The following is a 13100-nucleotide window of genomic DNA, read 5'->3' as shown; positions in this document are numbered from 1 at the left end:
TTAAATTTTATCGATTCTTTTTAATTCAGTTTTTGGAATCTTAAAAGGCGAGAATAAGCCAATCCTGTGCCCGATTCAATATTCAGAACGCTTGTGGTAGATACCGTTCCGTGATTTACAGTCGATCCTTTCGCAATAACAGCACGTACAAGGTTATTGGCGTTGAGGTTTACGATAAATGGTGCAATCATGACAGATCTGTTTCTGTCTCCCGTTCCCACACCCCACGTAGAGCTGGATTTTGAAATATTCGTCCACGTACTTCCGTTGTCTGTTGAAACTTGAACCATCAGATCTAGCGCAGCAATACAGTTAGCTTCCGTTGCCTGAGTTGTACACGTTGTAGAAACCCACGGATTGTAGCCTACATATCCGGTGATTTCATATCTTCCGGATGATAATATTTTAAAATTATTATTAGCCAGCGAAACACGATTTCCTACATCTACGTTCATCGCTCCTGATGATGCGGAATTAAATGTCACCACAGCACTTTGTCCGTTATTGAAGTTCGTTTTGTTAAGCTCTTGATTTCCCGTGTTTCCTACAATGAAAACCTGCGGATAAAGCTCGGTTTCAAAGGTTTGAGAAGTGGCAAGATCAATCCAGCTGGTTCCCGTCCAATAATAAAACGTATTTGCCATTATTAATGAATCAGATGCGGAATTTGTTGTGTTATAAACCAGCAAACCCACTGCCGGATTAGGAATGGTAACCACATCTGTTCTGTTTTGTAAAGCCACACGAGGAAGCAACAATCCTTTTTTAGCATTACTGGCAAGAGAGCTTACGTCTACATCCAGCATGGCAGAAGGATTAGGGCTGCTGGTTCCAATTCCGACGCCTGGCCCGTTTGTATTTTGAGCCGAAATCATACTTGCGGTAAAGAGAAAGGTTGCCGAAATATTCTTCAGTAGAGTTTTTTTGTATTGTTTATTGTTGAATATCATAGTCTAAAAGGGTTAAGGTTAGGTTTTTTGATATCGGAGTTCTTGCTGATGCCGTAATAGCCGGAAGCGGAGCACTTGGACTGGTCGTAGGATTTTCCCCATGAATACTCGAAGTATCACTTACATCAAACGGATTTTGAACAACCATTCTTAGCGTTTGTCCTGCAGTAAGATTAATGGGTGTTGAAATAAGCGTTGCCGTTTTCAGGAAGCTGTTGGTTCGTACACCCCAGGCAGTTCGGTTCCCGATAACATCCGTCCATGTAGTGCCATTATTGTTAGAAAGCTGAAGTTTAAGATTCAGAAAACAACCTCTTTGTGGTGAGCCGATGGAAGTACGATTCGGATTATAATTCACATATCCCGAAATCTCATAAAGCCCCGTAATGTTAATTTTAAACGTATTCCCGGTTTTTGTGGCAATATTTCCGGTGTTTACTGCAATATCAGAATCGGCAAACGAAACAGGAATTCCACCATTGGCAGCGCTTGTAGAATTAATAGTGCTATACGTAAAGGTTTGACTTGAAGTAGCGTTTAAGCTAATGACTCTATAAGCCAAAAAGCTTTGTAAAACGGTAGTTACTCCAAAATCTACCCATTCTGTCCCGTTCCAGTAATAATAACGGTTAGGATAAACATCGTCCGGAAAAGTTCCGGCGGTTGAAAGATTATACACCAAAAGCCCTACAGCAGGTGATGGAATCGTTTGCACATCTCTCGAGCCGGTGAGGCTTACACGCGGTCCCAGAAAGCCTTTTTTATTCCCTGTTGGTAAGCTTCCCGTATTCACTTCCAAAATAGCGGATGGATGAACTTGTGGTGTTTGAATTCCAACTTGAGCATTTAGGTAAAGACTAAAACATAATAATGAACTTGAGAAAAATAATTTACCCATAATTTAAATTTTACGATAATTGCTTTAATGGTAATTTGAATTTTGGTGGAAATGGTGCGTAAAAACTAGTCGAATGTATAAAATCATATAAGAAGCAGGGGTCTTCTTAACATAGCTTAACAGAAATTATCATTATTGATACTATCAATTATGATTATAGTTTAAATGGAATAATACTTGAAGTATTCAAGAATTTTCCTGATGTAGAAATGTTAATAAAAAGAAATTTTTTATAATCATTTCCAACCTTTTTTCACTTTCTCACATCTTTATCAATACAAACATTGTTCAACTAAAAAAGCATAAGGATATGAGAAGTGTTTATATAAAACTATTGTTGTTTTTCCCTGTTTTGTGTTTGGCACAAATTCCGGTGATCGAAACTCCTGATAAAAAAGGTGGTTTTGAAAAAGATAAAAACGTTATTCTTCAAAGATTAAATATCGAAACCAAAATCACAGGTGGAATTTCCACCAATGTCGTAACGATGGTCTTTAAAAATAATTCTAAAAGAATAATGGAAGGTCGCGTGACGTTTCCGCTTCCGGAAGGGGTAAATGCGAGCGGTTATGCATTGGATATTAATGGTAAACTGCGAAATGCCGTTCCTGTAGAAAAAACGAAAGCTAAAGAAGTTTTTGAAACCATTGAAAAACGCAGAGTAGATCCGGGAATTCTGGAAAAGGTGGAAGGAAATAATTTTAGAACTCGTATTTACCCTATTAATCCCAATGGCGGCGAGAGAACGATTCAGGTAACGTATAATTACGAATTGAAAAAGTCAGGAAAAAATTATCAATATTTTTTACCGTTAAATTATTCGACTGAAATTCCTCAATTCAATGTTAAAACAACAGTTTACCAAAATGCTAATGCTCCTGAGTTAATTGAAAAACCCGACGGAAGTTTTGATTTTACTAAAAAAGGAGATGTCTGGATGGCAGAAACTCATAAGGTGAATTATAAACCTTCTGAAAATTTAAGAATTAATTTTCCTCAGGAAGAAGAAAGTCAAAATATTTTATTGCAAAAAGCTTCAAACGATTCATCTTATTTTTTAGCAAGTATCGGCTTAAATGCCCAGGAAAAACCGAAAAAACTGACCAACAAATTAGCCATTGTCTGGGATAATTCCTTGAGCGGTTCTAAAAGAAATCATAGTAAAGAGTTCGAATTATTAAACGAATATTTTAAATCAAATAAAGATCTGTCCGTAAAAGTTTACTTTATTAACAACGCTTTTGAAGAAGGTAAAAACTTTATAATCAATGATGGAAACTGGTCGGAATTAAAAGCGTATCTGTCTAAGGTTGTTTACGATGGTGGAACAGATTTCGGGCAACTAAAATCCGTTAAAGAACGTGAGATTTTATTTTTTACGGACGGACTTTCTTCTTTTGGAGATTTAAAGTTAAGCTGGAAACAGCCTGTTTATACTATTTCGGCTTCCAATAATTCCAATTTTAGTCAATTGAAATTTATCAGCAATAAAACGGGCGGCGAATTTTTAAATATCAGCGAAAACGAACCGAAAAAAGAGGTGAGAAAACTATTGTTTCAGCCTTTACGATTTTTAGGGATTGAAGATAATACGGAAGTTACAGAGGTATATCCTTCTTTGCCGCAAGCTGTTTCGCAGGACTTTGTTTTAACGGGGATTTTGAAAGGTCAAAAAACGACTTTACATTTAAAATTTGGTTATGGAAATGACGTTTCAGAAACAAAAACAATCGATTTAAATACGAATGAACAAACGGTAAAAGATTGGGAAATCTCACAATTTTGGGCTCAGAAAAAGCTGAACGAGCTGGAAATTTTTGAAAAAGAAAATAAAAATAAGATTAAAGATCTCAGCCGACAATTCGGTTTGGTGAGCAATAATACAAGTTTGATGGTGTTGGAAGATATCGCAGATTATGTGCGCTATGAAATTACACCGCCTTCAGAATTACGCGCAGAATACGATCGATTGGTTAAAAATAATCGGGTTCAGAAAGATCAGAGAGTAAATGATTTGATGCAGAGAGCCGAAAATATAACGGCTAATCTTAAAAAATGGTGGGAAACAGATTTTGAAAACAAACCAAAATCCTATCCAAGAACGAGACGTTCCCAAAACGATACCATGAATCGAGAACTACAGATTGAAGAAGTGGTGATGGTAGGTTATGGGCAGGCAAAGAGAGTTGCTCCTCAGGCTTTGGCTTCAAATTCTGTACAGGCAGAGCAGGTGCTACAAGGCAGCGTGGCAGGATTGAATATCAGAAACAAAGACAAGAAAGTAGATGAGGTTTTAGTAGAAAGTGATATCATCAACAGCGGAAGAATTATCCTGGCTGATATTAAGTCTGATGCAGAATACATGAAATTTTTTGATAATGCTAAATCTTCTGAAGAAATTTATCAGTTATATCTTAATTATAGAAAAGATTACAAAGATTTACCACGATATTATTTTGATATTTCTCAATTGCTTTTCAAACAAAATGATAAAATTTTAGGCTTAAAAGTTTTGAGTTCAATCGCAGATCTTGACCTTGAAAATGAAGAATTATATAAATTATTGGCTTATAAATTGAAGCAGGCTGAGGTGTTTGACAAAGAGCTTTGGATCAGTCAAAAAGTATTGGAATGGCGACCTTTCGATCCTCAAAGCTACAGAGATTATGCTTTGGCTTTGGAAGATAACGGGCAATATCAGGCGGCTTTGGAGAATTTGTACAAAATTTTAAATCAATCTTATACAAGAGAATTGGCGGCTCGCGATTACGGAATTGAAGAAACGATTATCATGGAAATCAACGAATTAATCAGCCGTCATAGAAAAGATTTGAATCTGAAGAAAATCAATCCTAAAATTATGGCAGATCTTCCGGTAAACATTCGCGTGGTCATCAACTGGAATAAAGATAATACCGATATTGATCTTTGGGTAACCGACCCGAATAACGAACGTTGCATGTATTCTCACAAAGAAACGGTGATTGGCGGAAGGTTGAGTAATGATTTTACGGGCGGTTTTGGTCCTGAACAGTTTTTACTGAAAAAAGCAATCAAAGGAAAGTATAAAATTGAAACCAATTTTTATAATGAAAACCAAGTAAGCATTGCAGGGCCAACGGCGATTATGGCTGAGATTTATATCAATTATGCCAGCGGAAAACAGGAAAGAAAAGTAGTTGTTTTTCAGAATAAAAGTGAATCAGACACTCGAAATAGAGATGGTGTGCTTGTGGGCGAATTTGAATTTTAAGTTAGTGAAAGTAAGGGCAGAAATTTCTGCCCTTATTTTTATGAATTGATATAAAATTAGAATTATTTCTATACAGCTTCGATTTCTTTCTACCTATAATTTTTCGTGAAGTGCCTGCAGAAGGGTATTTTTACAACACAAATATTGTTGGATGTCATTCCGAGACAATACATGAGATTATTAGAGTTCGATTGTCGTACTTTTATAATCCTTAATTTTTAAGTTAGGTTTCAAGTCTGTTCATCGAGCAGGCTTTATTCTTTCTCTTATTTCCAATTTCCTTAAAATATTGTTAAATCATTATCTTCAAAGCGGGTTTTTTACATTTAAATAAAATTTATGTTTACTTTTGGAATATTAACTCAACTGAATTAAATTATGTTTATAGTTAAAAATAGGATAACTGGATTGATTTGTGCAATCGGTTGCATTGCTTCCGCTTCTTTGTACGCTCAAAAAACAATTCAGATTACCAATCCATCAGATTTTCCCAGAAATGAAGTCGTTTCAATTCCCGTTTCGGATTTGAGAGCTTTTTTAAAGAAAACGAAAGAAACAGACCTTAGAATAAAAGATGGAAATAATAAATTCATCACCATTCAATGGATTGATTATAACGGAGATAAGAAAAATGATGAATTGCTTTTTCAAGTCAATATAGAAGCAAAAGCGACCAATACGTACACTTTGGTTTCAGATCCTAAGACTCCGGTTCCGGAAAGTAAAATCACCACTTATTCCCGATTAGTTCCTGAAAGAGTAGACGATTATGCTTGGGAAAATGATAAAGTAGCTTTTAGAGTATATGGCCCAAAGGGGCAGGAAGAGGCGCTGGCGGGTGTAAAAGGAAGTACCCTTTCGAGCGGTGTTGATATTTGGTTTAAAAGAACAGATCAGCCCGTAATTAATAAATGGTACAAAGGATATCTTACAGACCCGATGTATTATCACAAAGATACACGCGGTGAAGGTTACGATCCTTATCCGGTGGGCGACAGCCGTGGAACGGGAGGAATAGGAATTTGGTATCAAGATAAACTAGAGGTTTCCAGAAACTTTATTTCTTCTAAAACGATTGCTGAAGGGCCTTTAAGAACTGTTTTCGAATTGACATATAAAGGTTTCAGTACTTTTGATGTAAAGGAAACAAAAAGAATTTCTCTGGATTTAGGATCTAATTTTTCTAAGTTTGAATCTAATTTTAAAAGTGAATTAGGCGCTCCGAATTATACCATCGGAATTTCATTACATAAAAATGAAGGTGAAACAAAACTGAATGACAGAGCTGGATATTATCTTCATTGGGAAAAAATTGATGATGCGTACGTAGGCGAAGGTATTGTGGTGAATCCTAATATTGTTCAAAAATCGTTTGCTTACAGAACGGAAGTTCCCGATCAAAGCAATTTGTTGGTGGTTACGACACCTCAACCTAAGTTAACGTATTATGCGGGATTTGCCTGGGAAAAAAGTGGACAGATAAAAACGAAAGACGATTGGGAAAATATGCTGCAGAAACAGGCTAAAATTGTTGCCAATCCTTTGGTGATTGAACTTAAATAATTTAAAACTAAGAATGAATTTAAAAATCTGCACATTAGCTTTAAGCTTAGTGACTTCGAGTTTTTCGGCTCAGGTAAAAGATACTTTGGCGGAAAAAATCTTGTTGTATCAGCTTCCCATCGGTGGTTGGGGAAAACAATTGGAAGATAAATCTGTGGTAAATTATAATTTGCCGATTGATAAAACGCTTTTAAAAAAGATAAAATCAACAGGAGACGATCACGCTACAATTGATAATAATGCCACTTCAAGAGAAATTAATGCTTTAATTAAAGCATATTCCACCACAAAAAATCCTGAATATCTGAAATCTGCGGAAAAAGGAATCGCTTATCTTTTGTTGATGCAATATAAAAACGGTGGTTTTCCGCAATATTATCCGAATACGGGATTGTACAGAAAGCAGGTGACTTATAACGACAATGCGATGATTAATGCTTTAACGGTTTTATACAACGCTGCTGAAGGGAAAAATGATTTTGATGTTATTGATCTAAAACTAAAAGAAAAATCAAAAGTTGCCGTACAGAAAGGTATTGAATGTATTTTGAAAACTCAGGTTTTACAAAAAGGAAATCCTACAATTTGGGCAGATCAGTATAACGAAATTACCCTTCAACCTGACAAAGCAAGAGCTTTTGAACCGATTTCTTTAGCCACCGGAGAATCTGTAGGAATTGTAAGATTTTTAATGTTACAGCCTTTGAATCCAACAATCGAAAAGTCGATTAACGCGGCATTAGAATGGTTTAAACAAAATAAAATTGAAGGTTATAGTTACAACGTTTCAAAAGTAGATGGAAAAGCAGTACGAACATTAGCAGAAGACAAAAACTCTGTGATTTGGGCAAGATTTTATGACATAAATACCAATAAACCTCTTTTCGGAGATCGCGATGGAAGCGTGAAATACAATTACTACGATGTTTCTGAAGAAAGACGAAACGGCTACAGCTGGTACGGTGATTTTGCTGAAAAACTGATTGCTAAAGAATATCCGAAATGGCAGGAGAAGAATAAGATTGGTAAATAGTGTTTGAGGTTCTAGAGTTGGAGAGCTGTAGAGTAATAGAGTAATAGAGTAATAGAGTTTTGAAAAAAAATAATACAGTCTATATAGTCTTTTATAAGTGAAACGGCTTTGTGAAACTTAAAGAATTAATATTCAATAAAAACTTAGTGGACTTGGTGTTCAAAATTTAAGATTTGTAATACTATGCTTAGATCTCTACTGGGATGACAAATTGTATGGATATAAACTTAATGGTTTCTAACTCCTGTACTTGACCCTAAAAAATCTAAACTAAATTAAAAGACTTTTTCAAAAGCATAAAAAAACGACCGAGATTTCCTCAGTCGTTTTTTTGATCAATAAATAGTATTTAAATTCTTTAGAAAGAATCACACACATTGCCTGTTAATGTAGCTCCAGCATTGGCTGTAACATCAGATTTTACAGAAGATAAAGAAAGGGTTCCGATAGAATAAGGCGGCGTAAATGCCGTTCCGCTTCCCACTTTATTTCCGGTAGTGTTGGTAAATGTATTGTTAGAAGTTACCGTTACTGCGGTGTAACCGCTCATTAAATTGATCGGTTCTTTCACGTTTTCAAAGACGTTTCCATCAACACGAATGTTCGCTTGAACGCCTGCTGCAATACATTTGTTGCTTACAGTACTGTTGAAATAACTGTTCAGAATATGAATTTTTCCAAATCTCACTCTCGGCATACGTTCTCTACATCCCGGCGCCCACCAGCAACGAACAAAAGTGACGTTAAGTTTTCCTGCATCGGCTGTTGCACCATCACTCGAACCGATTAGATTTGAGAATCTGTGATCGTCCGTTCCTCCTGAACCTCCTGCTTTTGGAGCTTTTAGGTAATGGAATTTCGTGTAAGAAACTGTAATAAAATCAGATTTATTTTTAATATCAAAATTTCCGTCTACGCCATCTCTGAATTCACAGTGATCGATCCAAACATTTCTACAATCATCCAAAATAGCATTGTCCCAACCATCGGTATCATACGCTCCCGGGCCTTCAAAGATCAGGTTTCTGATGATGATATTGTTACATCTTTTAATGTTGATAATTCCAGAACCGTCTTTTGTCTGGTCTGTTGAAACCAATTTAGCACCGCTTGCTCCATAAATCGTTTTTCCGGTTTGATCCTGAAATGATAAACGTGTTGTTATGGTAATGGTTCCGGTAACTTTTATCACTTTCACGGCTGTATTTTCAATCGCCGCTTTTAGCTGAGCATAGGTGGAAACCGTAGTTTCTGCTGCAGTTCCGCCACCGGTTGTACCTCCATTTTGAGAAGCCCATCCCGGAGCCACGCAATCTGCCAATGGAATAATTTTACCTGCAATAGAAGTTTTTGATCCCGGTTCAGAAGTGGTTTTATCTGTGTTGATTTCTTCCTGACCGCACCCGATCAAAGCAAAAGTAGAACTTAGAGCTACCGTAAGAAAGGCAGCTTTAAATGTTGTCTTCATAGTTTATATTTTGTGATTTGTTCGGGTGTAAAATTATAAAGTTAATATTAAATTAATTTATATTTTAATATATTAATATTTATATAATTTTAATGTTAAATATTTTATTTATTCAATCGGTTACATATTGTATTATGTGTAAAATAATATTTCTTTTATATTTTAATGAAATTTGAATCAATTTATTAATTGAGAATTTTAACCAATAAAAATCCCACAGATTTCAAAAATTCACAGAAATAAATCTGATGAAATATAAAATCTGCGGGAAACATATTTTTTGAATATTCAATTCAAATTATTTAACGTCAAAAGTATACGTTTTACCTGCTTTTGTATCGATATCAAAAAGCTGAGTTTCAGGAACAGCATATCCTTTCAATTCTGCTTTTTCTGAAATTAAAGGTGTCTTGATTGCATTGACCTGATAATATTCGTTCGGGTTTTCTCCACTTGCTTCCGTAAGTTTAGATCTGAATTGAAGATCCTTTGCCACTCGGATTCTTGCATTGCCACCTAAAGCAGATTTTATGGTCAATTTTTTTAGTTTAGAATCTTTCCAGTCGATATCAATTTCAAAACCGCCTCTCGCTTTTAATCCTTTAACAGAACCTTTCGGTAAAGCATCCGGAAGTGCCGGTAAAATATAAAGATCGCCGTCATAACTCTGAAGCAGCATTTCTGCAATTCCCGAAGTGCAGCCAAAATTTCCATCGATCTGGAATGGTGGATGCGCGTCTAACAAATTCGGATAAGTTCCTCCCGATTGCCCTTTTGTTTCCATTGGAGCCGGAGTTAGTTGATCTGAAATTAATTTATAAGCACGGTTTCCGTCAAGCAATCTTGCCCACCAATTCACTTTCCAGCCCATCGACCAGCCTGTGGATTTATCACCACGATAGATCATAGAATTTTTAGCTGCTTCCGTAAGATCAGGATTTCTGAAAGGTGAAATTTGTCCTGAAGGAAACAAACCGTATAAATGTGAGATATGTCGGTGTTTATCGTCCGTTCTGTCCATATCAGTCAGCCATTCCTGCAATTGCCCGTATTGCCCGATCTGCATCGGCGGAAGTTTATCCAAAGCTATTTTCACTTCATCTGAAAGATCCTGATCTTCATTAATTAGCCTTGAAGCATGAATGAAATTGTTGAAAACATCAAAAACCAACTGATTATCCATTGTGGTTCCTGCAGTAATTCCAACGCCTTTCATATAGGTGTTTTCCGGCGACATGGAAGGGGAAACTACGAGATATTTTCCCGAAGGATCAGGTTGAAGCGTGTCTAAATAAAATAAGGCACAACCTTTTAAGGCTTCGTAGTTTTTCTTTAAAAATTCTAAATCTCCGGTGTATAAATAGTGATTCCAGATATGCTGAGTCAGCCAGGCGCCGCCCATTGGCCACATTCCGTAGAAACCGCCGTCTACAATTCCTGTAATTCTCCACAAGTCGGTATTATGATGCATATTCCAACCTCGTGCGTGGTACATTTCTTTGGCAGATTCCTGTCCGGTTACCGATAGATCCTGAATCATATCAAACAAAGGCTCATGCATTTCGCTGAGGTTGGTATTTTCCGCAGGCCAGTAATTCATTTCAGTGTTGATATTCACCGTGTATTTACTATCCCAGGCAGGATCCAGCTGATAATTCCAGATTCCCTGTAAATTTGCAGGCTGTGTTCCTTGCTGTGAAGACGAAATCAACAAATAACGTCCAAACTGAAAATATAAAGCCACCAAATCCGGATCGCTTGCAGTTGCAAACTCCTGAATTCTGACATCGGTTGTTTTCTTCGTCTGATCCGTTGTCCCTAAATCCAGATTCACACGCTTGAAATATTGTTGATATTTTTCAACATGCGCTTTTAATTCTTCATTAAAACTTTTCTTCAGTGCGCTGTTTAAATATTCCGTAACTCTCGTATGAGGATTTCCCGAAAGATCATCGTATTTTTTGAAATTTGTCGCGGTAGAAACATACAAAATAACTTCATTGGCTCCGGAAATCGTGATTTTACCTTTTGATGAGGTTACTTTTCCGCCTTTCAAAACAGGAACTGCCACGGTTTTAAATTTAACCCTGCCAATTTTATTATCCACAGAACCACTGGTTCCGTTAATAATCAGCTGATTACTTTGTGTGAAAACCGATTGTACTTTGTGTGGAGTCGTGGCACTGATCGAAAAATTTAGATTTCCTCTCTTGCTGGAAGTTAGCCTGATCACCACTACATTATCGGCAAAAGATGTAAAGATCTCGCGTTTGTAAGTCGCCCCTTTTACTTTGTAGGAAACGGTGCTTACTGCATTTTCAATATCTAAAGTTCTCTGATAATGACTGAAATTTTCATGACCTTTAAAATCAATAAACAGATCGCCCATCGTCTGATATGGCATCCCGTAATTCAGATCTTTGGTTGCTTTTCTTGGGTACGTTCTGTTGGAAACATTTTGTGCTTCCTGAAACTGACCGTCATTTAATAATTTTCTGATTTTCTGAATACTGTCAAAGGTATTTTTCGGAACGTTATTTCCTGGTTCACCCGCCCATATCGTTTCTTCATTCAATTGAAGGTGCTCCTGAGCAGCACCACCAAAAACCATGGCGCCTAAACGACCGTTTCCGATGGGTAAGGCTTCATTCCAGTTTTGTGCCGGTTTGTCGTAAGTAAGTTTTAAATTTTTCTGAGCCTGAACGGTAACGGAAATCATGGTTCCGCAGGCGATTAATAAAATTTTATGTTGAAGAATGCTTTTAAACATGATCAAATTAAATTTATAAAGTCTTAAAAAATTATTTATTAATAATCGTTTTCAACCAATCTGTGCAAATTTCTTTCCAATTGTCTGTTAATTCAGATGTATTAGAAATTCCGATGTTGTGTTCGCCTTCAGGAAAAATAAATAATGCGCCTTTTACTTTATGTTTTATCATGGCTTCGTAATACAGAATACTGTTGATAACGGGAACAGCAGGGTCATTCTGAGCATGAAATAAAATGGTTGGCGGTGTTTTTTCATTCACCTTATTCTGCATAGAATATTCTTTTATTTTTTCCGGAGAAGCATCTTCGCCCAATAAATTCACGCGGCTCCCTTTATGCGCAAATTCACCAAGGTCGATCACCGGGGAAACAAGAACTGCAAAATTAGGAATTGTTGAGATGGTAGACAAATCGCCTTTCAATTCTGTATAATCTGTAGAAATATTGCTTGCCATTGCAGCTAAATGTCCGCCCGCGGAAGTTCCTAAAACGCCTATCTGCTCAGGTGAGATACCGTATTGAGCTGCATTTTTTCTGATTAATTTAATAGCTGCCTGAATATCTTGCAAAGGTGCGATCTCTCTTTGTTTCAGATCTGGAGAAGTTGGTAGTCTGTAATTTAAAACGAACGCGGAAATTCCTAATGTGTTCAGCCATTTTGCATAGGAATAACCGCCTAAATCATAAGTTAAATGATGATAACCGCCGCCGGGAATAATGATAATCGCCATCGATTTTCTCTCTTCTTTTGCCGGTAAAAACACAAACAGTTCAGCTTCCTGAATCTGAGTGATTCTGCCTTCCTTTTCTTCAACTGTATTTAATTTTAAACCTTTTGAATTTGGCATTTCGCCTTTTGGCCAAACGGTAATTTTTTGTTGCGCGGATAATTGTGCGCCAAAAAAAATGATGAAAACTAAAAAAATACTTTTCATTACTGTTATTTTATGATTTGTTGGAAAATCGCAAAGACACAAAGTTTTAATTTTATATTGTTTTTAAGGCGCAAAGCACTTCGCCAGGCTCAGTGTGACATTTCTAATACTAAATGTTAATTTCAACACTGCCGTGTCATTATTTTATCGAAGATAAAATCTTTGTGCCTTAATGAATATTTAATAATTCAAAAAATCTTTGCGTCTTTGTATAAACCAACATAATTT

The 13100-nt window shown here is 36.4% G+C and carries 8 protein-coding genes; 3 read left to right on the top strand and 5 right to left on the bottom strand.

Annotation, left to right across the window (positions count from 1 at the left end; genetic code table 11):
* Positions 1-20: 20 nt before the first annotated feature.
* Positions 21-950, bottom strand: coding sequence for a hypothetical protein (locus ABEG63_RS15840; RefSeq protein ID WP_346586140.1), 930 nt, complete (start codon positions 948-950; stop codon positions 21-23).
* Complete coding sequence (locus ABEG63_RS15835) at positions 934-1848, bottom strand: hypothetical protein (RefSeq protein WP_346586138.1); 915 nt, start codon at positions 1846-1848, stop codon at positions 934-936. The genes ABEG63_RS15840 and ABEG63_RS15835 overlap by 17 nt, the downstream gene beginning before the upstream one ends.
* 310 nt (positions 1849-2158) lie before the next feature.
* Here ABEG63_RS15835 and ABEG63_RS15830 point away from each other — a divergent pair, with 310 nt between their 5' ends.
* From ABEG63_RS15830 to pelA, 3 genes are all read left to right on the top strand, one after another.
* Positions 2159-5101: a VIT domain-containing protein gene (locus ABEG63_RS15830; protein WP_346586137.1), complete on the top strand. Its 2943-nt coding sequence runs from the start codon at positions 2159-2161 to the stop codon at positions 5099-5101.
* A gap of 378 nt (positions 5102-5479) precedes the next feature.
* The gene (locus tag ABEG63_RS15825) at positions 5480-6664 is read left to right on the top strand and encodes a DUF4861 family protein (RefSeq protein WP_346586135.1); all 1185 of its coding nucleotides are present in this window, start codon (positions 5480-5482) and stop codon (positions 6662-6664) included.
* 13 nt (positions 6665-6677) lie between these two features.
* On the top strand, positions 6678-7697 hold the full coding sequence (pelA, locus tag ABEG63_RS15820; protein ID WP_346586133.1) for a pectate lyase: 1020 nt from the start codon (positions 6678-6680) through the stop codon (positions 7695-7697).
* Positions 7698-8055: 358 nt separating this feature from the next.
* Here the strand turns inward: pelA and ABEG63_RS15815 are convergent, their stop codons facing one another.
* From ABEG63_RS15815 to ABEG63_RS15805, 3 genes are all read right to left on the bottom strand, one after another.
* Entirely contained in the window at positions 8056-9165 is a 1110-nt protein-coding gene (locus tag ABEG63_RS15815) for a pectate lyase-like adhesive domain-containing protein (RefSeq protein WP_346586132.1), read from the bottom strand.
* 298 nt (positions 9166-9463) lie between these two features.
* Entirely contained in the window at positions 9464-11935 is a 2472-nt protein-coding gene (locus ABEG63_RS15810) for a glycoside hydrolase family 95 protein (protein WP_346586131.1), read from the bottom strand.
* Between the two features lie 31 nt (positions 11936-11966).
* The gene (locus tag ABEG63_RS15805) at positions 11967-12872 is read right to left on the bottom strand and encodes an alpha/beta hydrolase (RefSeq protein ID WP_346586130.1); all 906 of its coding nucleotides are present in this window, start codon (positions 12870-12872) and stop codon (positions 11967-11969) included.
* Between the last annotated feature and the right edge of the window lie 228 nt (positions 12873-13100).

This window comes from Chryseobacterium sp. C39-AII1 (genome assembly GCF_039672645.1).
Taxonomy (GTDB): Bacteria; Bacteroidota; Bacteroidia; order Flavobacteriales; family Weeksellaceae; genus Chryseobacterium.
The sequence above is the reverse complement of the archived record's forward strand: the minus strand, read 5'-3'. Positions and strand labels throughout refer to the sequence as shown.